Source organism: Phenylobacterium sp., assembly GCF_020253645.1.
Taxonomy (GTDB): Bacteria; Pseudomonadota; Alphaproteobacteria; order Caulobacterales; family Caulobacteraceae; genus Phenylobacterium.
Genome location: NZ_JADCBG010000099.1, coordinates 1 through 25,467, shown reverse-complemented (window position 1 = coordinate 25,467; position 25,467 = coordinate 1). Strand labels below are relative to the sequence as shown.

Sequence of the window (25,467 nt, the reverse complement as noted above, 5' to 3'; positions counted from 1 at the left end):
TCTGTCGTCTTGGGGCCAAGTCTTAGCCAACGGCGGGGACCTGCGGCAAGCGCGGTTGCACCTGCCCCGGTGGCCGGACTTCGTTAACCGTGCACCCTTTAGACTGGTCCGCGTCGCATCGCAGGGGAGCGCAGGAGAGGCGCATGGCCAACTATGTCTTTGAGACTCTCACCTCAGGCCAGGCCGCCGCCTTCCTGTCGACGGACACCCTCACCTTCTCGACACCCGGCGCCACGGCGCGCTCGGTCAGCGTCACACTGGTTCCCTATGTGGCGCCCAACTTCTTCATCGGCGAGATCGGATCAACGCCTTCGGTGACCCTCGCCTTCGGTGGCAAGACCGTCGTCTTCAACGGGGCCGGGTCGACCCCGCCGGGCATCGCCGGGCTGGGCGCCGCCGCCAGCCAGATCCTCTTCCCGGACGCCTCCCGGCTGTTCATCGGGAGCCTCGCTGCGGATTCGGCCTCCGGCGGCTCGACCCCGGACGCTCTGCACGGGGGCGATGGCGCCGACACCCTGTCCGGGCTGGACGGGGATGATCTCCTGCAGGGCAACCAGGGAAACGACAGCCTTTCCGGCGGCAGCGGCGGCGACACTCTTCTGGGGGGACAGGGAAACGATCAGCTGTCGCTCGGCGACGGCGCGAACTACGGGCATGGAAACCTGGGCAATGACACGGTCCTGGGCGGGACCGGCGCCGACACCCTGCTCGGCGGCCAGGGAAACGACAGCCTCTCCGGCGGCGGCGGCGCAGACTATATCAGCGGCGATCTGGGCGATGACACCCTGCTGGGCGGAACGGCGGCCGAGCAGATGTTCGGCGGCGAGGGAAATGACCTCATCACCGGCGGGGGCGGTGCGGATGTCGTCAACGGGAACCAGGGCGCCGACACCCTGGCCGGCGGAACCGCTGCGGACACCCTCCTCGGCGGCCAGGGCGACGACAGCATTGCGGCGGACTCGGGCGCCAACTATGCGCATGGCAATCTTGGCAATGACGTCATCACCGCGTCCGGCGGAGCAGACACCCTGCTGGGCGGCCAGGGTAACGACACGCTCTCGGGCGGCGACGGAGTGAACTACCTGACAGGAGATCTCGGCGACGACTCGGTGGCCGCAGGGACCGGGGCGGACAGCCTTGCAGGGGGCGAGGGCGCCGACACCCTTTCGGGAGGCGGGGGCGCAGACACCGTCGACGCCGGCGCCGGTTCGGACCGCATCAGCATCGGCGCAGACGCCGATCGGGTCCTCGGCGGGGACGGGAACGACAGCGTCAGCGATGCGGGGGGCGCCAATACGCTGCTCCTCGGCGCCGGTGCGGACACCTTGTCCTCGGGGAGCGGAAGCGACACGGTGACCGGGGAGGCGGGCGCCGACAGCCTCCTCGCGGGCGCCGGAGACAACAGCGTCACGGGAGGCGCGGATTCGGACACGCTGGCGGCGGCCGGCGGCGCGGACACCCTGCTCGCGGAGGACGGAAACGACAGTCTCGTGGGCGGCGGCGGCGCAGATTCTCTGGACGGCGGCGCCGGGAATGACACCCTTGCCCAGTCCATGGTGCTGGCGGGCATCGCCACCCTCATCGGTGGCGCGGGGGACGACGCCTTTGATCTGACCGGGTCCGCCGGCGGCGCCTCGGTGCTCTCCGATGGCGGAGCCGGGAACGACAGTCACCTGGGCGGCGCAGGCGTGGATTACTTCATAGGCGGCGCGGGGGCCGACACCGCCTCGGCGGTCGGGGGGGTCGACACCCTGGTCGGGGGCGAAGACGCAGACAGCCTCATGGGCGGGGGCGGCGCGGCGAGCCTGTCAGGTGATGGGGGCGCCGACACTCTGGCTGGCGGGAGCGGATCGGAGACCCTGTCCGGCGGCGCCGGCGCCGATCTGATGTCCACGGGCAGCGGCGCCGACAGCCTGATCGGCGGCGACGACGCCGACAGCCTCACCGGGGGCGGGGGTGCGGCAACGCTCTCAGGCGATGCGGGCGGCGACACCCTGGCCGGCGGAACAGGCGCTGAGATCCTCTTCGGCGGCGCGGGGGCCGACATCCTCTCCAGCGGCGGCGGCGCAGACACCCTGGCCGGCGGCGCCGATGGCGACAGCCTCCTTGGCGGCGCCGGCGCCTCCAGCCTGGCCGGGGACGAGGGCGCCGACACCCTCGCAGGCGGCGGAGGCGGCGAGACCCTGTCCGGCGGCGGAGGTCAGGACCAGCTTTCCGGCGGTCTCGGCGCCGACATCTTCCTTTTCTCGACCGGCGCCTCCACGGCGATCGCCCGGGACGTGATCGGCGACTTCACCATCGGGACGGACAGAATCTCCTTCGGGCTGGGGGCCGCAAACAGCGGAACAGGACCCGCCGGCTTCAGCGCCGCCGCAGACGCCGCCTCGTTCACGGCGGCCCAGGCGGCGGCCCTGGCCCTGATCTCGGCGGGAACCGACGACGTGGTCGCGGTTCGGGACACCGCCGCCAGCCTCACCTACATCTTTGCGGATACGGACGGAGACAACGCCATCGACACCGTGGTCGAGCTGACCGGGCTCCTCACCCTCGCACAGACCGACTTCACAGGCTGACGGTCAGTCCCGGGGAACCAGGGCTCGCCAGCCTATGTCCGTCCGGTGGAAGCTCTCCGGCCAGTCGATCCGGGCAATGGCGCCGTAGGCGCGGGCGCGGGCCGTCTCCAGGTCCGGGCCCCTGGCGCAGATGTTGAGCACCCGGCCGCCCGCGGCCCTCAGAACTCCATCCGCATCCCGGGTCGTGCCGGCGTGGAAGACCGCCACATCCGGCCCGAAGTCCTGCTCTGCGCCGAGGATGGCCGTACCGGTGCGCGGGGCGTCCGGATACCCCTCAGCGGCCATGACCACGCAGATCGCCACCTCGTCGCGCCATTCGGGATCGGGGAGGTCCGCCAGGGTCCCCCTCGCGCAGGCGAGCAGGTAGGGAACCAGATCGCTCTTCAGGCGCAGCATCAGGACCTGGCACTCCGGGTCCCCGAACCGGGCGTTGAACTCCACCAGTCGCGGCCCCTCCCGGGTCGCCATCAGCTCTACGAACAGGGCCCCGCAGTAGGGCGCGCCCTCGGCCGCTATGCCCTTCAGGGCGGGGACCGCCAGCCGGGTCATGACCTGCCCCACCAGGTCATCGGTGAAGACAGGGGCGGGCGAATAGGTCCCCATGCCACCCGTGTTTGGCCCCTTCTCGCCGTCAAAGGCGCGCTTGTGGTCCTGCGCGGCGCCGAAGAAGCGAACCGTCTCGCCGTCCGACAGCACGAAGAGAGAGCCGATTTCGCCCTCGAGGAACTCCTCGATCACCACCCGCGCGCCCGCGGCGCCGAAGCGGCCGCCCAGGGCGTCATCGATGGCCGCCTCGGCGACGTCCCTGTCCGGGGCCACGGTCACCCCCTTGCCGGCGGCCAGCCCGTCGGCCTTGACGACATAGGGCGGCGAGAACCTGTCGAGCGCAGCGCGGGCGGAGGCCGCATCCTCGCAGACGACCCAGGCGGCGGTGGGCAGGCCATGGCGGTCGCAGAAGGCCTTGGTGAAGGCCTTTGAGCTCTCCAGCCGGCCGGCGGCGGCGATCGGCCCAAAGCAGGGGATCCCGGCCGCGGCCAGGGCGTCGGCCAGACCGGCCTCGACGGAGACCTCCGGGCCGATGACCACGAGGTCTGCGGCGATCTCCCGAGCCAGGGCGACAAGTCCGGCCGTGTCGGTCGGCTTGACGGCGTGCAGGTCCCCGAGGGTCGCCATCCCGGGATTTCCCGGCGCCATGACGAGCCGGCGGGTCAGGGGCGAGGCGGCGATCTTCCAGGCCAGGGCGTGCTCACGCCCGCCGGATCCGACGAGAAGGATGTTCATGGCCCGCCTTTCGCCCGGAGGCGCGGCGAGGTCAATCGGCCGGGGCCCTGAGGCGGTCGACCTCCAGGGCATAACCCGCAGACCGGACCGTCCGGATGGGATCGAAGCCCGGCGCACCCTTGGACAGGGCCTTTCGCAGGCGTCCGATATGGACATCGACAGTCCGCGCCTCGACGTAGACGTCCGACCCCCACACCGCATCCAGCAACTGCTCGCGGCTGAACACCCGGCCCGGGTTCTGCATGAAGAAATCGAGCAGACGGAACTCGGTAGGCCCGAGGTGCACCTCGACGCCGTCGCGCGAGACCCGGTGCGCCGACCGGTCAAGGGAGAGCGGACCCCGGACCACGACATCCTCGGCCAGGCCTGGCCTCAGCCGGCGGAGGACGGCGCGGATGCGTGCAGCCAGTTCGGTGACGGCGAACGGCTTGACCACATAATCGTCGGCGCCCGTGTCCAGGCCACGGATGCGGTCACTCTCCTCGCCCCGCGCTGTCAGCATGATGATGGGGACGTTGCGGCTCTGCGGCCTTTGGCGCAGGCGCCGGCAGACCTCGATGCCCGAGACCTTGGGCAGCATCCAGTCCAGCACGACGAGGTCGGGAAGCGACTCATCCGCCTGGATGAGGGCCTCCTCGCCATCCGTGGCCAGGGCGACAAGATAGCCTTCCCGCTCCAGGTTGTAGCGAAGCAGAGTGCCGAGAGCGTCGTCATCCTCGACGACAAGGATTCGGGGGTTCACCGCCATGGTCTCAGGCCCTCAGATCGTCGGCGCGCGGCCTTTCGGCCGGGCTGACCTGCTCGCCGGTGATCTCGTAGTGGACGATCTCGGCGATGTTGGTGGCGTGGTCGCCGATGCGCTCCAGGTTCTTGGCGACGAAGAGCAGGTGCGCGCAGGGCGTGATCGTCCGCGGGTCCGCCATCATGTAGGTCAGGAGCTCACGGAACAGGCTGTTGTAGTGCTCGTCGACTTCCTCGTCGCGCCGCCAGACCTCCATGGCCCTTTCGGCGTCATTGGAGATGTAGGCGTCCAGCACCTCCTTCAGCCGGGCCTCCACCAGCCGGCCCATGCGCTCGATCGAGCGGTTGAGGGCCGGTACGGGCTCGACCTCGGAAAGGACGAGGGTCCGCTTGGCGATGTTCTTGGCCAGGTCGCCGCAGCGCTCCAGGTTGGAGGCGATCTTCATGGCCGCCATGGTCTTGCGCAGGTCGTTGGCCATGGGCTGGCGCAGGGCGATGAGACGGATGGCCTTCTGCTCGACATCCGCCTCGATCTCGTCGAGCCGGTCGTCCTGCTGAAGGACCTTGGTGGCCAGGGCGGGATCCCGCCGCACGACGGCGTCGACCGCGTCGCCCAGCTGGGATTCCGCAAGGCCGCCGAGCCGGGCGCAGGCCGCCCCCAGGGCGTTGAGTTCGTCCTCGTAGGACTTGACGATGTGTTCGTTCATGGAACCGCCCTCAGCCGAACCTGCCGGTGATGTAGTCCTGGGTCCGGGAGTCTCCGGGCCGGGTGAAGATGTCGCTGGTGGGCCCCGCCTCGACCAGGCGTCCCAGATGGAAGAAGGCCGTGCGCTGGGAGACCCGGGCGGCCTGCGCCATGGAATGGGTGACGATGATGATGCAGTACTGGGCCCGCAACTCGTCGATCAGCTCCTCGATCCGGGCCGTGGCGATCGGGTCCAGGGCCGAGCAGGGTTCGTCCATGAGGATCACCTCCGGATTGATGGCGATGGCCCGGGCGATCACCAGTCTCTGCTGCTGGCCGCCCGACAGGCCCGTGCCGGGCTGGTCGAGCCGGTCCGCGACCTCTTTCCAGAGACCGGCCCGCTTGAGGGCCTGCTCGACGACGCCCTCCAGCTCCGAGCGGGAGGTGGCCAGGCCATGGATCCTGGGGCCGTAGGCGACGTTCTCGAAGATGCTCTTGGGAAAGGGGTTCGGCTTCTGGAAGACCATTCCCACCCGCGCCCGCAACAGGACGGGGTCGAGGTCCCGGTCGTTCACATCCTCGCCGTCCAGCAGGATCCGTCCCTGCACCCGGGCGCCGGGGATGGTGTCGTTCATGCGGTTGATGCACCGCAGGAAGGTGGACTTGCCGCAGCCGGACGGCCCGATCAGCGCCGTGACGGCGCGATCCGGGACGTCGAGGTCGATATCGAAGAGCGCCTGCTTATCGCCATAGAAGACGTTCACGCCCTTTGCGGTGATGCGCGGCGCGCCGTCCGGGAGGGAGGAGCCTCCCGCGGCGGGGGTGGGGCGGGGAGGAGAAACCTGGGCGTCTGTCATCGTGTCACCAGCGGCGTTCGAACCGGCGCCTCAGGAGGACGGCGGCGAGGTTCATAATGATCATGAAGGCCAGCAGCACCATGATGGCGGCGGCGGTGCGTTCCTGGAACGCCCGTTCCGAGGCGTTCTCCCAGATAAAGATCTGCACCGGCAGCACCGTGCTGGCCGAGGTCAGGGCTTCGGGAACGCCGGGGACGAAGGACACCATCCCCACCATCAGGAGCGGCGCGGTCTCGCCCAGGGCGTGGGCCAGGGAGAGGATGGAGCCTGTCATCACCCCGGGCAGGGCCAGGGGCAGGACGTGATGGAAGACCGTCTGGGTCCGCGAGGCGCCGAGGGCGAGCGCGGCCTCCCGGATCGAGGGCGGCACCGCCTTCAGGGCCGACCGGGTCGCAATGATCACCGTCGGCAGGGACATCAGGGCCAGCACCAGCCCGCCGACCAGGGGCGAGGATCGCGGCACGTTCATCCAGTTGATGAAGACGGCGAGGCCGAGCAGGCCGTAGACGATGGAGGGCACGGCCGCGAGGTTGTTGATGTTCACCTCGACAAGGTCCGTCCAGCGGTTCTTGGGGGCGAACTCCTCGAGGTAGGTCGCCGCCAGCACGCCGATGGGAATGGCCAGGGCCGCCGTGAGGATCAGCATCAGCGCCGAGCCGACCACGGCCCCGAGCACTCCGGCCTGCTCTGGTTCGGTGGAGTCGGATCGCGTCAGGAAGGTGGTGTTGAACTCGGACTTCACCAGGCCTTCGGCGTTCATCCTGTCGAGCCAGTCCAGCTGCTGGTCGGTCAATGGCCGTTCGGACTCCGGGGTCGCGCGCTGGATCTGGCCCTTGAAGTAGAGCCCGGCGTCGGCCTTCAGGGGCGCCGAGATCGTCAGGGTCCGGCCGATCACGGCGGGGTCGGCTCTCACCTGGTCCAGGACCTGGAAGCCGAGGTCGCCGGACAGCAGGTCCCTCATGGCGTCGCTTCGCGACCCGAATTCATCATCCGCAACCCCGATCCGCTTCAGAACCTGCTCGGCGATCATCAGGTCGTAGTTGGCGCCGGCCGGATCGGCGGGATCGATCCGGGCGGGATCGACGAACACCGTCGTCGTCAGCCGATAGTCGATGAAGGTCGACCAGCCCTGCTGGACGATCCGACCGAGAAGCAGGACGAGGAAGCCCAGGGCGATGGCGATGGCGATCCGGCCATAGAGCTTGAATCGCCGCTCGGCGGCGTTTCGCGCCTTGAGCCTCCGCGCCATGGCGGCCTTCAGGTCGGCCCGGTCTTGGGAGGTCTCAGTCATACTGTTCCCGATATCGCTGGACGATCCGCAGGGCGATCACGTTGAGCATCAGGGTCACCACGAACAGGGTCAGGCCCAGGCCGAAGGCGGAAAGGGTCCTGGGGCTGTCGAACTCCTGGTCGCCAGTCAGAAGGGTGACGATCTGGACCGTGACGGTGGTGACGGTCTCCAGGGGGTTGATGGTCGTGTTGGCCTGCAGGCCGGCCGCCATGGTGACGATCATCGTCTCTCCCACGGCCCGGGACACCGCCAGCAGCATGGCGGCCATGACCCCGGGCAGGGCCGCCGGCAGCACCACCTTCTTGACGGTCTCCGACCGGGTGGCGCCCATGGCCAGGCTTCCGTCCCGCAGGGACTGCGGCACGGCGTTGATGATGTCGTCCGAGAGGGAGGAGACGAAGGGGATCAGCATCACCCCCATGACCGCGCCGGCGACCAGGGCCATCTGGTTCTGCACCTCGCCCAGGTAGAGCCCGAGGTCATGGAACGGGCCGCCGACCAGCTCGGCGCCGATGGCGTTGAATCCGGCCCGGAAGAGGGGGCCGACCGTCAGGGCGGCGAAGAAGCCGTAGACCACGGTCGGCACCCCGGCGAGCACCTCCAGAAGCGGCTTCACGATCCCGCGCGTGCGGGCCGAGGCGTACTCCGAGAGATAGATGGCGGCGAACAGGCCGACCGGCGCGGCCACCAGCATCGCGATGAGCATGATGAGGAAGGTGCCGACGAACAGAGGAATGGCGCCGAAGGATCCCTCCGAGACCACCTGGTCGGCGTACATGGCGCTTTGCGGATCCCACTCCAGGCCGAACAGGAAGGCGTGGAGGGGCACGGCCTGGAAGAACCGCCAGCTCTCCCAGACGAGCGAGGCGACGATCCCCACCGTCGTGAAGACCGCGGTCACAGAGCAGGCCAGCAGCAGGCCCTTGATCCACCGCTCCACCCCTTCCCGGGCGCGGAAGGCGGCGCGGATCCGCGTCAGCCCCCAGGCGGCCCCGGCGAGGGCGAGAACCGCAGCGGCGGCCAGGCTGAAGGCATGCAGGCGCGCCTGAAGACTCTGCGCCTCCCGGGCCGCGACCTCCAGGGCGGACTGGACGTCCGCGGGATAGGTCGTCTCGCTCCGCGACTCGCCGCGGGCCAGGGCGATGGCGTCGTCGCGGAAGACCTGTTGCTGGGCGAGGTCCATCGACCGGACGACTTCGGGAAGGCGCGCTTCGACCAGAGCCTCCCCGAGCCGGTCTCCAAGGACGCCGGTCAGGAGAAGGACGAGGGCGGCGGGTGCGGCGGTCCAGACGGCCGCATAGGCCCCGTGGTGGTTCGGTCGGGAGTTCAGCGGCCGGCCGGCGCCTTGGGCGAGACCGGCGGCCCGCCGGCGCCCGGCCCAGTAGATGGCGCCGGAAAACGCCACGAGGACGAGGATGGCGACAGGGGTCAGCATGAATGAATCAATTCCGGGTCCCCCGGGGCTCAGCCCCCGCCATGCGCGCGACCGCGCCCGACCACTGGCCAGGATGCTGCACGACTCTGTTCTCGCCGTAGGTCATTACTGCGACAGTTCCGTAACGTGGAGTCTTGCTGGAAGAAGCACCGTGAACAGCGCGCCCTTCCCGGGGGCGCTCTCCACCGCCAGGACCCCCTGGTGGCGGTTGATGATGTGCTTGACGATGGACAGGCCCAGGCCGGCGCCCGGACGCTCGCCGCTCTTCTGTCCCTCCACCCGATAGAACCGCTCCGCCAGTCGCGGAAGGTGCTCCCGCGCCAGGCCCGGGCCGTCGTCCTGGACGCGAATCAGGGCGTAGAGGCGACTCGGCGAATCCGGCTCGACCAGGGTCAGGCGGGCGGAGTCCTCCAGGGCGGACGCCAGGGCCTCGTCCCGACCCACGCCCGCCCGGACCGTCAGGCGGACCCGTCCCCCTGCAGAGGCGTACTTCATCGCATTGTCGGTCAGGTTCTGGATCACCTGGACCAGCTGGTCCCGGTCTCCCCCGATGACGGCGTCGCCGGGCGCCGGCAGGTCGGCCTCGATACAGACGCCGCGCCGCGCCGCCTGGGGACCCAGGGCGTCGACGACGTCGGCCGCCGCCAGGGCGAGATCCGCCCGCCCCTGCGGCGCCACATGTTCATTCAGCTCGATCCGGCTCAGCGACAGAAGGTCGTCGATCAGGCGGCCCATGCGGTCCGCCTGGTTCTGCATGATCCCGAGGAAGCGCTCCTGGGCCTGGGGATCATTCCGGGCATGGCCCTTGAGGGTCTCGATGAAGCCGGAGAGGGAGGCGAGGGGGGTGCGCAGTTCGTGGCTTGCGTTGGCGAGAAAGTCCGCCCGTGTGCGCTCCGCCCGCCGCAGGTCGGTCTCGTCCCGGAAAAGCAGTACGGCGCGGCGCAGGCCATCAGGCTCAGGGTCAAGCGGCCGGGCGATGGCCTGGAAGATCCGCTCCTGGGATGCGCCGGAGATGAACGCGCAGCGGGCCTCAACGCCGCCGAAAAGGGCCTCGTCCACCGCGGAGAGCACTTCCGGGTCCCGCAGGACGGAGACCAGCAGGACAGACGGAGCGGCGGGCCGGAAAAGGGTCCGGGCGGCGGCGTTGGATCGTTCGATCTTCAGTCCGCCCAGGTCATCCGGCTCCCGGGCCGAGACCACCAGGATCGGGTCCGGCGTCGCATCGAGGAGGGCCGTGAACCGGGCTTCCACGGCATCCGTCGCCTCCCGGATCCTCTGGTCGCCCTCTTCGCCACGGGGTCCCGCCCGACGGCGTCCGGCCTGTCTGGCGACGAGGCCAGCCGCCACCGCGCCGGCCAGGAGCAGGGCGGCGATCTCGGTTGCGCCCCGCCCGGCCCAGGCCCAGGCGCCAGACACCGCCATGAGGCCCGCAGCCACCCAGAGGGCCAGTGCCGCTCCGGAGCTCGGGTCATTGCGGAGGTCGGTTCGCGACAAGGGGAGTCCCTTCGGGGAGGACGGCCAGCAGGCGCTGGCAAATATGACGATTGCGCGACAGTTTGATGACAGGCCCGGGATATCCACCGGTCTCGCCGTTGAGACGGCGCCGATGCGGCCTCAATCACCCTGGCGATGTCGCTAGCGAGTCTGACCTGCTCTTTAGAAAATGGACCGGTCTGAGCGAAGATCTTCTCGTTTTGCGGTATGGCCACAAAGCGAGGAACGACCATGAAGAGGTCGAAGTTCAGTGAGACGCAGGTGTCGTTCATCCTGCGCCAAGTCGACAAGCGCGACCGGCATCTCACGGCGAGTCTAGCCTGGATGGGGCCACGCTTGATGGGCGGCAGGTCTTGAACAACCCCACCGTCCGTTACATTGCATCCAAAAGACGCGGATTGGCCCATTCGCGACATACCCGCCTTAGGGCCTTGTTTTTCGTCAGCGGCTTCAGGCGCGCAAAACTGCCTCGGTTGGGCGTCGCAAGGAGAACGGCAAATCTGGTGCGTAGCCGAAACGCACCAAGAGATCGACGCGCTTGCCTGGCATGCCCAGAAGATCGGCCAACGGCGCGCGGCTTGCGGGGACTTCGGCGGGCTGATTGATGAATGCGTGCTTGATTCCGAGCGCGGCGGCTTGCAGAGCAAAACGCTGATAGGCGCGACCAGTACGCATCCAGTGAGCCGGGTCCTCAGAAGCCGCCGTGAATACCGCAACGCCCGGCGTGGACGGCATTTGCTCGCGGTACTTCTTGGTCTCGGACTCGATCGTGAAGACGATCGGGAACAACGCTCCCGCCAGCCAGTCTGGCACAGTCGCATTTCCCGAGCATGCTGCGAAGAGGCCGTCCCGGGTCGCCAACGCGCTCCGCTCATTGAATCGAATCCAGGCCCTGAGCTCAGCAATAAACGCCTGATCCTGCATTTGCGCGCGATTGGCGTCGATAACAGTGTCGCGAATGCGGTCGATCATGGCGCGCTCGGTGAAGATGCGCATGTCGACGCCTTCAACGGCGCCGGCGGCCTCAAGGAGCGCGAGCTGTTCAGTCGGAATGAGATGTCCATCAAAGACTGAGCGCGTACATTGGCGGCGTGGGATGGCGTCCACAAGTGGATGCGTGCTTGAGGCGCCTGACGTCAGCACGATGTTCACACGCTTTGCTTCGGCTTCGAACACGACCTCTGCCGCACGCCCTAACGAAGGCGCTGCGATCGCAATATTCTCAGCCGCACAGCCAAGCGTTGCAAAGACGTGGTGATCATCCGGATCAACCGCAGGGCAACGCCGGGCGATATCCGGAAGAATGGCAATACCTGTCGGGGTGCGCTCGAAGAGCCAAGGCTGGGTATTGTGACTGTTGGCGGCAAGCGTTGCGAACCGAACCAATTCCAGTATGGGGTCCTCAGCGCTTGTGTTCAGTGGACGACGAAGGCGCGCGGCGGCTCTGGCGACGCTCTGCGCGTTGTCTGCGTACCCAGCGGCGCTGAGTGACGGCGCGGCCAATCCTGCGCCGACAACAGATCGTCGATTCCAATGCGCCATGGCCTCAACTCCCGATATTCAATGAATTGAAGTCGGCATTCCTGTACATGCTGGCGTGTTCTTTGATCGATCTCACGCTGTCGCTAGCGAGTCAATCTATCCGGTTCCTGGATCTCGCGAAGTGTCAGATTTACTGTTTGTGGCCGGAGTCATGTGCGCATGACTACGGCGTCTGTCGCTCGGGATCAGGCGGCAAGCGCTGCGCCTTGCGTGATGAGGGAGCCATCCGGCGCATAGTCTCCAGGCAGGTGCGGCCCCTAGAAGACGCTGAGGCTCCCGTTCCGGTAGTCGGGGACCCGCACCTGGGTTCGCACGAAGCTGGGTCTCAGGTGGCTTTCGGGCAGCTGAAGGCTGAGAGCCTTCCTGCGCAGGGTGTTATCGTTGCCCACCCTCCGCTCTTCACGGGAGCCATCCTGGTGCAGCATCATGCCGATCATCGGCCGCCTGGGACGCTTCTTGCGGTGCGCCGAGCGGGACTTCGCCCGGCTGACCAGGCCCGAACGCTGCAGCCAGACCTTCGTCACCGTGTAGCCGAGCTTGTAGCTGTGACGCTTCACCAGCTGCTCGTGGAAGTGCTTCACCGTGAAGTCGCTGTAGGTGTCCCGGTAAAGCCCCAGCATCTGCTCGATCTCCGCGTGAGCGGCGCGCTTGCCTGACGGCGGAAGGCGTCGATCCTCAAGGCCTGCAGGCCCCTCATCCTTCAGCCGGTCGCGCCATGGCCGGAACGTCCGGTCGCTGACCCCAAGCATCTGAGCCGCCAACTCCTGGCCAAGCTCGCCACGCTCGTGTCGACCCAAAAGCTCCTCAAAACGCATCTGACGTATGCGCTCGTCGATACGCGCCCGGTTCATCAATCGGCCCTCCACAGAGCCATTCGACAAGCCGGACACTTCACGACCTACAAAGCCCGGTCAGATCACGGCTTGGCTACACTCAATCACCCTGGCGATTGTCCCGACGGTCGCCAGGCCCTAGATTGCGCCTCCGCCGTCGTGTCGGTGATGATCTCCCCGGAGCCCCTATGTCCCTCAATCGATTCGCCGAGGCCGAAGCCGCGTTCAAGGCCGGACGGCAGGATGAGGGAAAGCGCCTGACCGCCGAGCAGCTGGCGGGTGACCCGGACGCACCCGCCGCAGTCTACCGGAACTTCGGGGCCATTCTGATCCGCGACCGCGATTACGCCCAGGCCGAAGCGGTCGGCCGCCGGGCGGTGGAGCGCCACCCGCGGGACCCGGAACTCTGGAACATCCTTGGAGTCGCCCTGCGGCGGCTCAAGCGCTACCCCGAGGCTGTGGAGGCCCTGGAGCGGGCCACCCGCCTCAATCCCCGCAGCGACGCCATCCAGCAGAATCTCGGCAATGTCTTCAATGACGCGCGGGACCCTCGCGCGATCAAGGTTTTCGCCCAGCTCGTCCGGACAGCGCCCTCGAACGCCGAGCATCAGCGGCAGCTGGGACGGGGATACTGGTTCGCCAAGGACTTCGACAAGGCCCTCCAGAGGCTCAACCTCGCCACCCGCCTGAAGCCCGACATGGTCGACGCCTGGCTTGACCTGTCGGCGGCGGCCTCGGACTCCCGCGGCCCTGTCGAGGGGCTGGAGGCGCTGGAGCGGGGCCTGAAGGCCTGCCCTGGCAATCCCCGGCTGCAGGAGGCCCGGCTGTCCATGCTGCGCCGCTCGGGCCGGATGCGCGAGGCCGAGCAGCAGATGCTGGAAATGCTCAAGGTCACGCCGGATGCGGCCTGGCTGCACTTCCAGCTGGGTGGGGCCCTGACCGACTACGACCGGCCCCGGGCCAACGAGCACTTCCGCCGGGCCATCGAGCTCGCGCCGGACAATGTCGACTACCGGATCACCTATGCCGAGAGCCTGGGTCGCGACCGCACCGGCGACGAGGGCGGCAACCTCGAGGCCGCCTACCGCACCATGGTCGAGGTGCTCGACAAGGCCGAGCTGACCCCCGGCAACCTCAAGGTCATCTACGAACTGCTGGTCCGGGTGGCGGACTACGACCGGCTCGAGGCCCTGGGCTCCTTCTCGAAGGTGGGCCGCACCTGGGCCGAGGCGGGCCGGCACACCGCCCTGATGGCGCACCTTGCCCGGGTGCGCACGGCGGAAGACCGGCTGGAACTGGTCGAGCAGCATCGCATCTGGGGCCGGCTCGCCGACGCCGCCGCCGCCCGCCGGCCCATCATCCATCCGGCGCCCCGCGCGCCGGGGGGAAAGATCCGCGTGGGCTACATGTCCTCGGACCTGAGGGGACACCCGGTGGCCTACTTCGCCATCCCCCTCTTCGAGCACTACGACCGCAACCGCTTCGAGGTCTTCTGCTACTCCTGGTACCAGGGAGAGGAGGATCCGACCCAGAAGCAGATCACCCAGTGGGTGGATGGCTTCCGCTGGCAAAAGGACATCACCGACCGCGAGGCCGCCCAGCTGATCGCCAACGACAATCTCGACATGCTCTTCGAGCTGGGCGCAACGACCCACATGAACAAGTTGTCGGTCATGTCCTACCGGCCGGCCCCCCGGCAGGCGAGCTGGGTGGGCTATCCCCACTCCGCCGGCCCCGAGACCATCGACTACCTGGTCCTCGATCCCTGGATGAACCCGCCGGATCCGCGCCTCGTGATCGAAAAGCCCCTGCTGCTGGCCCACGCATGGTACGCCATGGGCGAGCGGGCCTTCCGCGAGCAGCCGGCGGTGGATGCGGTCGCCCCGGTCGAGCGCAACGGCTACGTCACCTTCGGCACCGCCAACAATCCCTACAAGTACACCCGCGAGTCCGTCACGGCCTGGGCGCGAGCCGTCGCCGGGACGCCGGGCTCGAAATTCATGTTCGTCCGGCCAGAGGGGACGACGCCGACCTTCACCGCCAACATCCGGAAGGTGTTCGCCGACCAGGGCGTCTCCGCCGACCGCGTGGTCTTCGAAACCGTGCGCGGACGCCACCTGCCCTTCTACAACCAGATGGACATCTCCCTGGACACCTTCCCCCAGACCGGCGGCACCACCACCTGCGAGTCGCTCTGGATGGGCGTGCCCGTCGTCGCCCGGGTCGGAGACGCGGTCTTCGAGCGGATGAGCTATTCCATCCTCAACAATGTCGGCCTCGGCGACCTGGTCGGAAAGACCACGGACGAGTACGTCGACATCGCAGTCCGCCTGGCCTCCGATCCGGCCCGCATCATCGACCTGCGCCGCACCCTCCGGGACCGGCTGGCCGCCAGCCCGCTGCGCGACGCCCGGGGTTTCGCCACCGACTGGTACGCCATGGTCGAGCGCGCCATGGCCGACCCTGTGCGGAAGCCGGCCTAGGTCGGGCAGAATGAACCCGCACGTCGGCATCGCCTGGCAGATCGGCTCGACCTTCGGCTGGGGCGTCTACGGAACCCAGCTGGCCCTGGGCCTTGCGCGTCACAACCGGCTTCCGACGCTCATGGAGTCGCCCGGACCGCTCACGCTGGACGCCCTGGAGGCGACCCGCCTCGCGCCGGCCTTTGAATTCCGCCGCACGGCGGCGGAGTTGATACAGAAACAGGGCGATGGTCCCATCGTCTGCAGGTTCCCGGTGATCCACGCGCGGGGCAATAATGCAGAGCTCCAGTTCGGCCGGCTGTCCGCCCGCACCCGGGGAACCGCAAACCACGTCTGCATCTTCTTCGACCGGACGACCTTCTCGCCGGAGGCGATTGCACAGCTCAACCAGTTCGACAGCGTCATTGCCGGCTCCGCCTGGAACGGCGACCACCTGAGGGCCCTCGGGGTGCGGAACGTGATCGACAACATCCAGGGCATCGACGCCTCCCGGTTCCACCCCGCGCCCCGGAGGGGGCTGCTGGGCGACCGCTTCACCATCTTCTCCGGGGGGAAGATCGAACATCGCAAGGGCCAGGACATCGTCGCCGCAGCCTTCCGCGCCTTTCGCCAGAGGCACGACGACGCGGTGCTCGTGACCTCCTGGCACAATGCCTGGCCCCGGGCGGAGGGCGTCCGGGAGATCATGCGATCAAGGGTCTTCGATGGCGCCGACCTGCTCGATTCCGAGGGCCGGATCGATGTCCGCCGCTGGCTCTTCCTCAACGGCGTGCCGGCAGAGAGCGTCATCGCCTTGCCGGAGATTCCCAACGCCCTCCTGCCGCCGGTCATCCGGGAATGCGACGTCGCCATCTTCCCGAACCGGTGCGAAGGCGGCACCAACCTCGTGGCCATGGAGACCCTGGCCCTGGGCGTACCCTCCCTGCTCTCGGCCAATACCGGCCACATGGACCTGCTGGACCGGCAGATCGGCTTCGCCCTGGCCGACCAGTCCCCCGTCCCGGAGGCCGGGTCCAGCCCCGACCACGACGTGTGGGGAGAAAGCTCGGTGGACGAGATCGTCGAACGGCTCGAAGCGGTCTACCGGAAACGCGAGGCCTTCCGTGAGGTCGCCCTGGCCCACGCCCGGTTGATGGAGGACCTGTCCTGGACCCGGCAGATCGACCGGCTCCTCGTTCATCTCGGGATCTGATACCACCGGCCGCGACCACTGACTCGCGGGGTATTCCCGTCACCTTTGCGGCGTGATTCAAGGTGGCATGGAGGGGCCATGCCAGAGCCAAGGCGATCACGGGGGACTGGACGGCATGCGAACTGCGTCGGCTGGCGGCGGCATTGCGGCACGCGATCCAGAGCCGACGGCTGTTGTCGCTCGCCACGGTGCTGGACGGGATGAACCGCCCCGAGGCGGCTAGGATCCGCGTGATGTTCTTTCGCGATTCGAGATCGCTCGCGATGTGCCATCCCGCGCGATCGGCAAGGGTAGGGCGTGCGCGCCATTGGTGACATCTGCAACCTCTACGAGCCTGACGAGTGCTCGAACTACCTCAAGGCCACCCGATATGCCTCCAATCAAACGCACTATGCTCTCGGCGTCGCGCCAGATGTGCGGCGCCTCAATGAATTGCCCAAATCGGACTGCATCGCACTCCATGCCAGCCTCGCCTGCGCGGACCGCCTCGACGCCGGCGTTGAAAGCCAGAAGGTTGGCCTGGAAGGCGATCTCGTCGATCCCGCCGATGATCTGGCTGAACGCACCTGCCAGACAAGCGCGCAGCGCCAGCATTCAGCCGGACTGTGTCGCCGACGCATAGTCGCTGAGAAACCAAACGGCGCAAATCGCGATACCGCTCGCGACGAAGAACCACTGAGCTCCCATGACCAGCGATGGGGCCAACAAGGCTACAGCAATCAGCGTGGGGCCGACGAGCATCTCGACGAGGGCGTGTAAACGCATGGGAATGATCTTCACGAGGCCAAGCGGCATGTCGCTCAGGACGGTCATTGCCAAGTGAACACCGGCAAGCAGGTAGGCCAGAATGGCGGCTGTACCCGAAAACCCGAGGAGCGTCGGTGCAGCAGCGAAGACGATTACCGTGGCATAGTCGAGGATGCCGTGGATCGAGGTGTTGAGGATCTTCATGGTCGTTGTTCCTTTTTGGAGCGTTTGGTACATTACTGGGCAAGGCTATAGGCTCCATGATGCCTGACCCGGTGTTCAGATCGGTGGGGGTGCTTTCAGCGTCAACAGAAGCGTCTGCTTCGCTGCCCGGATCTCCTCCTCGAGCATTCCGGCCTTTGCCAGCACCAGGATGCCCTGGATACCGGCCACGGCATGCAATGCGAGCGCGGATACGGCGCTATCCGGCAGGAAGCGGCCGTCGCTATCGGCGAGGCTGAGCGCCTTGGAGAAATGGCGCCGCAGGAGCCGCACGCCCTGATCGAGGCGGTTGCGCACGGCTTCATCTTGCGCCCCCATCTCGAGGGCCGTGTTGCCTATCAGGCAGCCACGCCAACCGTCCGTCCGTCCTTCGGGATCGCGCGCTACGGTCAGAATCGCGTCAAGCAGACAGGCAGCCGCTTCGTCACGATGCTTCACGCCCTCAAGCGCTCTGGCCAGTACCTGATCGACCGCGCTGAAGTAGCGGTCGAGGACGGTAAGGAACGCCGCATGCTTGGAGTCGAAAGCGTTATAGAAGCTCGCCTTGCCAAGCCCCATCGCGTCCAAGAGTTCGGGCATGTGCGTTCCCTCGTAGCCCTGCCGCCAGAAAAGGGGCAGCGCGCTGGCAATGACGGTGTCTGGATCGAACAGCTTGGGGCGCATAGGGAACTATTAGACCATTTGCTCTAATATGTCAATCGGGATGCGCGATTGGGCACACAAAGGTCAATCATGAAGGCCGTTGGTATGGGGCCCCTTCAGGCTGGCCCGCCGAGCCGTCCCTCCGTCGCCAGCCGGGCGTAGTAGTCGGCATAGGCGTCGAAGAAGGCCTCCCCCGTCCATCCGGGGGGCAGGCAGGGTTCGTCGTTCACCCGCACCCGGGGTTCGGGGAAGTCGACCTGGTCGTTCAGGACGAGGTCGCAGGCGAGGCCCAGGCGCGGGCCCGCCTCGGCCGCCAGTCGCCGGGCGAAGTCTCCCTGGGTTCCCACCAGGCCCGAAGGCCGGGCGTCCAGCCGCACCGGCGCCGGCGCCGCCAGAAGGCGTCCCGCAAGGCCGGCATAGGCGCCCGCGAGGTCCGGGACCGGCTGGTTGTCGCGGACATAGGCCGGGGTCAGCACCCGCCCGGGCTCGCCCCGGAACCAGGCCTGGAACAGGGACCAGCCCATGCGCCCCTCTTCCAGCACGCCGAAGGGATTGGCGATGACGAACCGGCCGAAGGACAGGCCGGCCCCCTCCGCGAAGTCCGCCAGGGCCTGGCCGGTCAGGCCCTTCGAGAGGCCGTAGGGGCTGACCGCCGGGGCTTCAGGGCCCTCGCCCCCTTCGCCGGGCTCGAAGACCGTGGCGGTCGAGACCAGGACCCGGCAGCCGCCGGAGGCAGCCGCCTTCACCGCCCCTTCCGCCCCTGCGAGGTTTCGCGCCACCCCTGCGGCCACGTCGTAATCCGGCGACCGGTAGCCGGGGATGTCGGCTCCATGGTGGGCGAAGAGGTCGAACCGGCCCGTCCGGGCGAGATCACGGAACAGGTCGCTGTCGAGGGGTGCGTCGAACACCCGGGCCGTCGAGGCCGCCAGCCGCGCCACCCGCTCGCCCCTCAGGCCAGGATAGTCGCCCTCGCCGCGGGTCAGGGTCGCCACGACCTCATGGCCCGCCCTGGCCAGGGCCTCGGCGATCCACAGGCCGGTGAAGGAACTGGCGCCGGTCAGGAGGATCCGGGCCATGGTCAGGCCGCGCTGAAGTCCGGGTAGGCGGAGTCGCGTTCCGACATCACCCGGGGCTCGGCCGGCCACTGGATGCCGAAGGCCGGATCGTTCCAGCGCACGCCCTCGCCCTTGCCGGGCTCGAAGAAGCGGTCGATGACGTAGAGGACGTCGGTCTCCGGCTCCAGAGTCAGGAAGCCGTGCGCCAGCCCTCGCCCGACGAGAAGGGCCCGGCCGTCTTCGGCGCCCAGCTCCACGCCGGTCCACTGGCGGAAGGTGGGGCTGTCCGGCCTCAGGTCCACCGCCACGTCGAAGATCCGGCCCCGGGTCACGCGGACCAGCTTGCCCTCGTCGAAGGGCGCGGCCTGGAAGTGCAGGCCCCTCAGGGTGAAGGCGGCGGTGTTGCGCGAAAGGCTGGTCTGGGCCGGGGAGAAAGGATGGCCCGCCGCCGCGAAGGCCCTTGGGCAGAACAGGCGGGCGAAGGCGCCCCGCTCGTCCTCCACGGGCTCCATGTCCACCACCACGGCGCCGGCGATGGGGGTCGGCGTAAACCGCATCAGTCCCAGGTCCGGGGCTCGGGCGAGGCGGTCACGAACCGGCCGCCCCAGGCGCGGATGCGCGCTGTCTGGGCCATGATCTCCTCGCGCAGGTTCCAGGGCAGGATCAGCAGGTCGTCCGGCCGTACGGCGTCGATCTGGTCGGGGGCCAGGATGGGAATATGGCTGCCAGGCAGGAACCGGCCCTGCTTGTGCGGGTTGGCGTCAAAGCAGGCGACGATGTCGTCCGCCCCGACCCCGGCGTAGTTCAGGAAGGTGTTGCCCTTGGCCGCCGCGCCATAGGCCGCCACCTTGCGGCCCGCCGCCTTGGCCTCCGCAAGATAGGCCAGGAAGGCCGCCCGCACCGCCTCGACCCGCGCGGTGAAGCCGCCATAGGTCTCCAGCCGGTCAAGTCCCGCCGCCGCCTCCCGGGCGCGCAAGCCCCTCAGGGCGTCGGTCTCGGCATGGCCGGCGTCCTGGCGGCAGCAGAACAGCCGCAGCGACCCTCCGTGGGTGGTCAGCAGCTCCACGTCGAAGGGCCTCAGGCCCTTGGCCTTGAGCACCGTCTCCACCGCCAGCAGGGACAGGTAGGAGAAATGCTCGTGGTAGATGGTGTCGAACTGGACCTGTTCGATCAGGTTCAGGAGGTGCGGGAACTCGAAGGTCAAGACGCCCTGCGGCTTCAGCACGTGCCGGAATCCGCCCACGAAGTCTCCGATGTCGGGCACGTGGGCGAGGACGTTGTTGGCCGCCATCAGGTCGGCGGTCAGGCCCCGGCCCGCCAGGTCTCTGCCGGTCGCCTCATGGAAGAACACCACCTCGGTGGGCACGCCGCGGTCACGCGCCGCCGCCGCCGTGTTGGCGGTGGGCTCGATCCCCAGCACCGGCACGCCCATGGCTGCGAAGTGCTGCAGCAGGTAGCCGTCATTGCTGGCCACCTCGATGACCCGCGAGCCCGACCCCAGGCCGAACCGCTTCGCCATAGCCCCGGCGTAGGCCTTGGCGTGGGCCACCCAGCTCTCCGAGTAGGAGGAGAAATAGGCATAGCCGTCGTCGAAGATCTCCCCCGCCGGCACGGGATCGTCCGCCTGGACCAGGAAGCAGGATCCGCACACCCGGGTATGCAGGGGATAGGTCTTCTCGGTCCCCGCCGCCAGCTGCGCGGGCGTGAGATAGGCGTTGGCCAGGGGCTGGAGGCCCAGGTCGAGGAAGTCCTGGGTCAGGGGCGTGCGGCAGAATCGGCAGACAGGTGCGCTCATGGCAGGGCCTCATACCGCGCGATCTGCTCGCGGCACAGGGCCAGGGCCGGCTCGCCAGCCGCCTGCCGGCGATACCACTCCATGGTCCAGTCGATGGCCTCCGGCGCGGCCAGCCGGCTCTCGAAGCCCAGCGCCTCGCGGGTCAGGGCCGTATCGACGCCGAGCGCCCGGGCCTCCAGCGAGGCCGGGTCGGGCTCGTGCCGCCAGGCTCGCCCGTCAAGGGCCGCCGTCGCCCGGCTGGCCAGCTCGCCCACCGTCACCTCGGCCCCGCCCGGCGCAGGGCCGAAGTTGAGGGCCCGGGGCGTCGCCGGATCCTTGGCCAGCCGCTCCAGAAAGACCAGATAGCCCGCCGCACAGTCCAGCACATGCTGCCAGGGCCGGGTGGCCTCGGGATGGCGCAGCGCCACCGCCTCGCCCGCCGCCGCGGCGCGGACGATGTCAGCCACGATCCGGTCGCGGGAGAAATCGCCGCCGCCGATGACATTCCCGCCCCGGGCGGTCGCCACCGGCACGCCGGCCCGGTCGAAATAGCTCCGGGCCATGGAGGCCGTGACGATCTCCGTCGCCGCCTTCGACGCCGAATAGGGGTCCTTGCCCCCCAGGGCGTCGCCTTCCGTGAAGGCCCGGCCGGTCTCGGCGTTGGCGTAGACCTTGTCCGAGGTCACCACCAGCACGGCCGTCAGGGCCGTCCGGTCGCGCAGGGCCTGCAAGAGGTGGGCCGTACCCATGATGTTGGCGGAGAAGGTGGCGACGGGGTCGGCTATGGCGGTGCGCACCAGGGGTTGGGCGGCCATGTGCAGGACCAGGTCGAACTCGGCCGCCATCAGGGTCTGGGCCACTTCGGTGGCTTCGCGAAGATCGGCGATCCGGGAGTCGGTCAGGTCGCCCACCCCGGCCAGGTCGAACAGGGCCGGATTCTGGTCCGGCGCCAGGGCCAGGCCCGTAACCTTCGCCCCCATCGAAGCCAGCCAGATGGCCGTCCAGCCGCCCTTGAAGCCGGTATGCCCTGTCAGAAGGACCCGCTTGCCGGCCCAGAAGGCGGGATCGGGGCGGGTCAGGACCACAGCTTCCAGGGCGCCTGGCCCGACGCCCACAGGGCCTCGAGGTTGTTCTTGTCGCGCAGGGTGTCCATGCCGGTCCAGAAGCCGGAATGGGGAAAGGCCATCAGCTGGCCGTCAGCGGCCAGGCCCTGAAGAGGCTCGGACTCCCAGGGCATGGGGTCGCCGGAAATCCGGCTCACCACCTCGGGCTGGAGCACGAAGAAGCCGCCGTTGATCAGGCCCTCGTCCCCGGGGGGTTTCTCGACGAAGCGGCGAACCTCGCCTTCACGGATGTCCAGCGCCCCATACCGCCCGGGGGGCGAGACCGCAGTCACCGTCGCTTGCCGGCCATGCGACCTGTGGAAGGCCGCCAGGGCGCCGATGTCCACATCCGCCACGCCGTCGCCATAGGTGAAGAAGAAGGGCTGGCCCGGCTCCAGATAGCTCGCCACCCGCTTCAGCCGTCCGCCGGTCATGGTCTCGGCCCCGGTGTCCACCAGGGTCACCCGCCAGGGCTCGTGGTGGGTGGCGTGGTACTCCACCGCGCCCTTGGCCAGGTCCACCGTCAGGTCGGCGTTGTGCAGGACATAGTTGGCGAAATACTCCTTGATCATGTAGCCCCGGTAGCCGAGGCAGATGATGAAATCCCGGACCCCGAAGTGGGAGTACAGCTTCATGATGTGCCAGAGGATCGGCCGGCCGCCGATCTCGATCATGGGCTTGGGCCGCAGGTGGCTTTCCTCGGAGATCCGGGTGCCCAGGCCGCCGGCCAGGATCACCGCCTTCATCCCCGCCGCGGGACTGTCGGATTGGGTCAAGACGCTCTGCATCCCTCTGTCGCGCCGCCTGCGCGCGCCCCCTCTTAGCCCGAACGCGTGCGTCGATGAAGCCTGAACGGCCCGTCGACCTCATCATCATCGGCGCCCAGAAGGCCGGCACCACCGCCCTGTTCGATTATCTCGGCGATGACCCCGCCTATGTCCGGTCCGACGTCAAGGAGGTCCACTTCTTCGATCTCGAGGACCCGGCCGCCCCCACGCCCGACCTGTCCGCCTACGCCGCCCGCTTCCCCGACCGGCCCGGCGTGCGCGTCGAGGCCACCCCCATCTACATCTACTGGCCCGGCGCCCTGGAACGGATCGCCGCCGCCTGCCCGGGCGTGCGCCTTGTCCTCCTCCTGCGCGATCCCGTGGAGAGGGCCTGGTCCCACTGGCGCATGGAGACCGCCCGGGATGCGGAGAGCGAGCCCTTCTCCTGGTGCATCCGCCGCGGTCGCCAACGCCTCTTCGAGGCCGAGCCTTTCGGCCATCATCGCGAGTTCTCCTATGTCGAGCGCGGCTTCTATGGCGAGCAGGTCGAGCGGCTGTTCTCCCTTTTCGATCCCGCAGACGTCCTCATCGTCCGGGCCGAGGACCTCGACGCCGACCCCGCCGCCCTCCTGGCCCACCTGTCCGCCTTCGCCGGAACCCCGCCGCCTCCGCCCGTGCGGCCCCGCCGGGTCCACGTGGGCGCCCCGGCCCCGATCCCCGAAGCCGACGCCGCCTTCCTGCGACAGGTCTACGCCCCCGACCAGGCCCGCCTGAAGGCCCTGACGGGGATCAGCTGGGCCTCCTGAAAGTCCGCCGCCCCCTCACCCTCGGGGGAGCAATCAAGCGACTGTAATTCCTCCCCCTTCCAGGGGGAGGTGGACCGCGAAGCGGGCCGGAGGGGGTCTGCTGAAGCGCCGTTGACCCCCTCAGTCAGCTTCGCTGACAGCTCCCCCTTGGGGGAGCAATTGGTGAGTCATTCCTCCCCATCAGGGGGAGGTGGACCGCGAAGCGGGCCGGAGGGGGTCTGCTGAGTCCCGCGACATGTCCGCCGATCCGCGGTAACCTTCCACAACCCATGCGCAGCCTTCTCGCCCTTCCCCTTCTCGCCCTGCTCGGCGCAGCAGCGCCTGGCCCGCCGCGCCTGTCCCTGCCCCTCGCCTGCACGCCGGGGGCGGACTGCTTCCTGCAGAACCACGTAGACCGCGATCCCGGCCCGGGGGTGAGGGACTTCCGCTGTGGGGCGCAGACCTACGAGGGGCATACGGGAACCGACATCCGCCTGGTCAACGACGCAGCGCGCCTGCGGGGTGTCGACGTCCTGGCCGCGGCGCCCGGACGGGTCGTGCGCCTGCGGGACGGAGAGCCGGACATCTCGGTGAAGGCGCCCGGCGCCCCGCCTGTCGCAGGGCGCGAGTGCGGCAATGGCGTGGTCATCGACCATGGCGGCGGCTGGGAGACCCAGTCCTGCCACCTCGCCCGGGGCTCGATCCGCGTGAAGGTCGGCCAGGAGGTCGCCGCCGGCCAGCCCATCGCCCGCGTGGGCCTCTCGGGGAATACCGAATACCCCCACCTGCACCTCACCGTTCGCCAGGGGACGCGGACGGTGGACCCCTTCCTTCCGAACGGCGGCGCAGCCTGTTCGACGCAGGCGGAGGGAGCCGGGCTCTGGACGCCTGCGGCGGCGGCGGCCCTGGCCTATCGCCCGGGCGGGGCGGTGCTCAACGCCGGCTTCGCCGACGGCCCCGTGGACAACGCCCGGATCGAGGCCGGCGCCCCGCCTCGGCCGGGGCGAAATGCCCCCGCCCTGGTGGCCTATGTCCGCGCCATCAACCTGAAGGGCGGCGACCGGCCGACCCTGACCCTCACCGGACCGGATGGCGTCGTGCTGGCCCGGGCCGAGGGCGCGCCCCTCGATCGCAGCAAGGCCCAGTGGCTGGTTTACGCCGGCAAGCGCGCGCCGCCCGGCGGCTGGCCGGCGGGCCTCTACCGGGCCGACTACGCCGTCCTGCGGAACGGACAGACCGTGCTGAGCCGCCGGTTCGACCTGCGGCTCTGACGACGGCTCAGACGACGATGTCTCCGAAGGCCATGTCGGTGACCCCGGTCAGCTTGATCGCCTCATCCACCGTGCCGTCCGCATTGCGGTCGATGAACAGGTAGCCGTCCGCTCCCACCCGGACGAAGGCGTACACGACCGCGCCGTCCGCAAGGCCGTCGGCCACAGTCTGGGCGGCGGCGAAGGACCCGACGCTGCTCAGTTCCTCGCCATAGTTGGTGGCGTTGCCGGCGACCCCGAGGGAGAGGCGGTCCGACCCGGACACAAAGTCGAGGATGTCGTCGGCGGTCGACACCAGGAGCCCGGTGTCGCCTGCGGCGAAGACGAAGTGGTCTGCGCCCGCGCCGCCAACCAGGCTGTCGGTCCCGGCCCCGCCGGAAAGGGTGTCGTTGCCGGCCAGGCCCGAGAGCGAGTCCACCCCGGTCCAGCCGGTGATGCTCTCATTGCCCGCATCCCCGACGACTCTCACCGACACGCTCGTATAGGTCAGGTTGGGCAGGGTGTAGGTCGCGCCGGACGCCACATTGACCACCACGGCGGAGGATCCGCCCGTCCCGGAGACGGAGGTGAAGGCCGCCAGCTGGGCGGGGCTCAGCGTCGCTGCGACCCCCGCCGCCACCAGGTTCTCCACCTGGGTGAAGGTAAGGCCCGCATCGAACACCGTGGCCCCCGTCACGCGGACGGTATCCGTCCC

General features: G+C 68.8%; 21 protein-coding genes and 2 pseudogenes. 5 read left to right on the top strand and 18 right to left on the bottom strand.

Annotated elements, in window-relative coordinates:
* The first annotated feature begins 143 nt into the window (after window positions 1-143).
* Entirely contained in the window at window positions 144-2,573 is a 2,430-nt protein-coding gene (locus INE98_RS06915) for a calcium-binding protein (protein ID WP_293537669.1), read from the top strand.
* 3 nt (window positions 2,574-2,576) lie between these two features.
* Here the strand turns inward: INE98_RS06915 and purD are convergent, their stop codons facing one another.
* The 9 genes from purD to INE98_RS06870 all read right to left on the bottom strand — a co-directional run bounded on the left by purD (window position 2,577) and on the right by INE98_RS06870 (window position 12,750).
* Window positions 2,577-3,854, bottom strand: a complete 1,278-nt coding sequence (gene purD / locus INE98_RS06910) for a phosphoribosylamine--glycine ligase (protein WP_293537667.1) — start codon at window positions 3,852-3,854, stop codon at window positions 2,577-2,579.
* A gap of 31 nt (window positions 3,855-3,885) precedes the next feature.
* Entirely contained in the window at window positions 3,886-4,596 is a 711-nt protein-coding gene (gene phoB / locus INE98_RS06905) for a phosphate regulon transcriptional regulator PhoB (protein WP_293537695.1), read from the bottom strand.
* A 10-nt stretch (window positions 4,597-4,606) separates the two neighbouring features.
* Window positions 4,607-5,302 (bottom strand): phosphate signaling complex protein PhoU, encoded by a 696-nt coding sequence (gene phoU, locus INE98_RS06900; protein WP_293537665.1) that lies wholly within the window; start codon window positions 5,300-5,302, stop codon window positions 4,607-4,609.
* A gap of 10 nt (window positions 5,303-5,312) precedes the next feature.
* On the bottom strand, window positions 5,313-6,137 hold the full coding sequence (pstB, locus tag INE98_RS06895) for a phosphate ABC transporter ATP-binding protein PstB (RefSeq protein WP_293537664.1): 825 nt from the start codon (window positions 6,135-6,137) through the stop codon (window positions 5,313-5,315).
* Between the two features lie 4 nt (window positions 6,138-6,141).
* On the bottom strand, window positions 6,142-7,428 hold the full coding sequence (gene pstA / locus INE98_RS06890; protein WP_293537662.1) for a phosphate ABC transporter permease PstA: 1,287 nt from the start codon (window positions 7,426-7,428) through the stop codon (window positions 6,142-6,144).
* Window positions 7,421-8,863, bottom strand: coding sequence for a phosphate ABC transporter permease subunit PstC (gene pstC / locus INE98_RS06885; RefSeq protein WP_293537660.1), 1,443 nt, complete (start codon window positions 8,861-8,863; stop codon window positions 7,421-7,423). Before pstC ends, pstA begins: the two co-directional genes overlap by 8 nt.
* A gap of 105 nt (window positions 8,864-8,968) precedes the next feature.
* On the bottom strand, window positions 8,969-10,357 hold the full coding sequence (locus tag INE98_RS06880; RefSeq protein ID WP_293537659.1) for an ATP-binding protein: 1,389 nt from the start codon (window positions 10,355-10,357) through the stop codon (window positions 8,969-8,971).
* A 450-nt stretch (window positions 10,358-10,807) separates the two neighbouring features.
* Window positions 10,808-11,899: a nitroreductase family protein gene (locus INE98_RS06875; protein ID WP_293537657.1), complete on the bottom strand. Its 1,092-nt coding sequence runs from the start codon at window positions 11,897-11,899 to the stop codon at window positions 10,808-10,810.
* Window positions 11,900-12,156: 257 nt separating this feature from the next.
* Window positions 12,157-12,750 carry a helix-turn-helix domain-containing protein gene (locus INE98_RS06870; protein ID WP_293537656.1) on the bottom strand — a complete coding sequence of 198 codons (594 nt, stop codon included), beginning with the start codon at window positions 12,748-12,750 and terminating at the stop codon, window positions 12,157-12,159.
* A gap of 170 nt (window positions 12,751-12,920) precedes the next feature.
* Here INE98_RS06870 and INE98_RS06865 point away from each other — a divergent pair, with 170 nt between their 5' ends.
* Complete coding sequence (locus INE98_RS06865) at window positions 12,921-15,215, top strand: tetratricopeptide repeat protein (RefSeq protein WP_293537655.1); 2,295 nt, start codon at window positions 12,921-12,923, stop codon at window positions 15,213-15,215.
* 10 nt (window positions 15,216-15,225) lie between these two features.
* Window positions 15,226-16,407, top strand: coding sequence for a glycosyltransferase family 4 protein (locus tag INE98_RS06860; protein WP_293537653.1), 1,182 nt, complete (start codon window positions 15,226-15,228; stop codon window positions 16,405-16,407).
* A gap of 462 nt (window positions 16,408-16,869) precedes the next feature.
* Here INE98_RS06860 and INE98_RS06855 read toward each other — a convergent pair.
* From INE98_RS06855 to rfbF, 8 genes and pseudogenes are all read right to left on the bottom strand, one after another.
* Window positions 16,870-16,965: pseudogene (locus INE98_RS06855) on the bottom strand (methyl-accepting chemotaxis protein); the annotation flags it as partial.
* Window positions 16,966-17,001: 36 nt separating this feature from the next.
* Window positions 17,002-17,358, bottom strand: coding sequence for a hypothetical protein (locus tag INE98_RS06850; protein ID WP_293537652.1), 357 nt, complete (start codon window positions 17,356-17,358; stop codon window positions 17,002-17,004).
* 75 nt (window positions 17,359-17,433) lie between these two features.
* On the bottom strand, window positions 17,434-18,039 hold the full coding sequence (locus tag INE98_RS06845) for a TetR/AcrR family transcriptional regulator (protein WP_293537651.1): 606 nt from the start codon (window positions 18,037-18,039) through the stop codon (window positions 17,434-17,436).
* Between the two features lie 95 nt (window positions 18,040-18,134).
* Complete coding sequence (locus tag INE98_RS06840; protein ID WP_293537649.1) at window positions 18,135-19,094, bottom strand: NAD(P)-dependent oxidoreductase; 960 nt, start codon at window positions 19,092-19,094, stop codon at window positions 18,135-18,137.
* A gap of 2 nt (window positions 19,095-19,096) precedes the next feature.
* Window positions 19,097-19,630 (bottom strand): dTDP-4-dehydrorhamnose 3,5-epimerase family protein, encoded by a 534-nt coding sequence (locus tag INE98_RS06835; RefSeq protein ID WP_293537648.1) that lies wholly within the window; start codon window positions 19,628-19,630, stop codon window positions 19,097-19,099.
* Window positions 19,630-20,868 carry a class I SAM-dependent methyltransferase gene (locus tag INE98_RS06830; protein WP_293537646.1) on the bottom strand — a complete coding sequence of 413 codons (1,239 nt, stop codon included), beginning with the start codon at window positions 20,866-20,868 and terminating at the stop codon, window positions 19,630-19,632. The genes INE98_RS06835 and INE98_RS06830 overlap by 1 nt, the downstream gene beginning before the upstream one ends.
* Entirely contained in the window at window positions 20,865-21,962 is a 1,098-nt protein-coding gene (gene rfbG, locus INE98_RS06825; protein ID WP_293537644.1) for a CDP-glucose 4,6-dehydratase, read from the bottom strand. Before rfbG ends, INE98_RS06830 begins: the two co-directional genes overlap by 4 nt.
* Window positions 21,923-22,696: a glucose-1-phosphate cytidylyltransferase gene (gene rfbF / locus INE98_RS06820; protein ID WP_293537693.1), complete on the bottom strand. Its 774-nt coding sequence runs from the start codon at window positions 22,694-22,696 to the stop codon at window positions 21,923-21,925. The genes rfbG and rfbF overlap by 40 nt, the downstream gene beginning before the upstream one ends.
* A 95-nt stretch (window positions 22,697-22,791) precedes the next feature.
* On the opposite strand from rfbF, the gene INE98_RS06815 reads away from it, so the two are divergent.
* The gene (locus INE98_RS06815) at window positions 22,792-23,523 is read left to right on the top strand and encodes a sulfotransferase domain-containing protein (protein WP_293537642.1); all 732 of its coding nucleotides are present in this window, start codon (window positions 22,792-22,794) and stop codon (window positions 23,521-23,523) included.
* A gap of 269 nt (window positions 23,524-23,792) precedes the next feature.
* The gene (locus INE98_RS06810; RefSeq protein WP_293537640.1) at window positions 23,793-24,773 is read left to right on the top strand and encodes a M23 family metallopeptidase; all 981 of its coding nucleotides are present in this window, start codon (window positions 23,793-23,795) and stop codon (window positions 24,771-24,773) included.
* Between the two features lie 7 nt (window positions 24,774-24,780).
* On the opposite strand, the pseudogene INE98_RS06805 reads toward INE98_RS06810, so the two are convergent.
* Window positions 24,781-25,467, bottom strand: a pseudogene (locus INE98_RS06805) (hypothetical protein); the annotation flags it as partial.

Excerpts from the sequence above, each read along its gene's own strand:
- INE98_RS06875 (WP_293537657.1), bottom strand. The coding sequence starts at position 11,899 with ATGGCGCATTGGAATCGACGATCTGTTGTCGGCGCAGGATTGGCCGCG.
- INE98_RS06865 (WP_293537655.1), top strand. The coding sequence starts at position 12,921 with ATGTCCCTCAATCGATTCGCCGAGGCCGAAGCCGCGTTCAAGGCCGGA.
- rfbF (WP_293537693.1), bottom strand. The coding sequence starts at position 22,696 with ATGAAGGCGGTGATCCTGGCCGGCGGCCTGGGCACCCGGATCTCCGAG.
- INE98_RS06840 (WP_293537649.1), bottom strand. The coding sequence starts at position 19,094 with ATGGCCCGGATCCTCCTGACCGGCGCCAGTTCCTTCACCGGCCTGTGG.
- INE98_RS06835 (WP_293537648.1), bottom strand. The coding sequence starts at position 19,630 with ATGCGGTTTACGCCGACCCCCATCGCCGGCGCCGTGGTGGTGGACATG.
- INE98_RS06810 (WP_293537640.1), top strand. The coding sequence starts at position 23,793 with ATGCGCAGCCTTCTCGCCCTTCCCCTTCTCGCCCTGCTCGGCGCAGCA.
- pstC (WP_293537660.1), bottom strand. The coding sequence starts at position 8,863 with ATGCTGACCCCTGTCGCCATCCTCGTCCTCGTGGCGTTTTCCGGCGCC.
- pstB (WP_293537664.1), bottom strand. The coding sequence starts at position 6,137 with ATGACAGACGCCCAGGTTTCTCCTCCCCGCCCCACCCCCGCCGCGGGA.
- INE98_RS06830 (WP_293537646.1), bottom strand. The coding sequence starts at position 20,868 with ATGAGCGCACCTGTCTGCCGATTCTGCCGCACGCCCCTGACCCAGGAC.
- INE98_RS06860 (WP_293537653.1), top strand. The coding sequence starts at position 15,226 with ATGAACCCGCACGTCGGCATCGCCTGGCAGATCGGCTCGACCTTCGGC.
- INE98_RS06915 (WP_293537669.1), top strand. The coding sequence starts at position 144 with ATGGCCAACTATGTCTTTGAGACTCTCACCTCAGGCCAGGCCGCCGCC.
- purD (WP_293537667.1), bottom strand. The coding sequence starts at position 3,854 with ATGAACATCCTTCTCGTCGGATCCGGCGGGCGTGAGCACGCCCTGGCC.
- pstA (WP_293537662.1), bottom strand. The coding sequence starts at position 7,428 with ATGACTGAGACCTCCCAAGACCGGGCCGACCTGAAGGCCGCCATGGCG.
- INE98_RS06850 (WP_293537652.1), bottom strand. The coding sequence starts at position 17,358 with ATGAAGATCCTCAACACCTCGATCCACGGCATCCTCGACTATGCCACG.
- INE98_RS06845 (WP_293537651.1), bottom strand. The coding sequence starts at position 18,039 with ATGCGCCCCAAGCTGTTCGATCCAGACACCGTCATTGCCAGCGCGCTG.
- phoU (WP_293537665.1), bottom strand. The coding sequence starts at position 5,302 with ATGAACGAACACATCGTCAAGTCCTACGAGGACGAACTCAACGCCCTG.
- INE98_RS06870 (WP_293537656.1), bottom strand. The coding sequence starts at position 12,750 with ATGAACCGGGCGCGTATCGACGAGCGCATACGTCAGATGCGTTTTGAG.
- INE98_RS06815 (WP_293537642.1), top strand. The coding sequence starts at position 22,792 with ATGAAGCCTGAACGGCCCGTCGACCTCATCATCATCGGCGCCCAGAAG.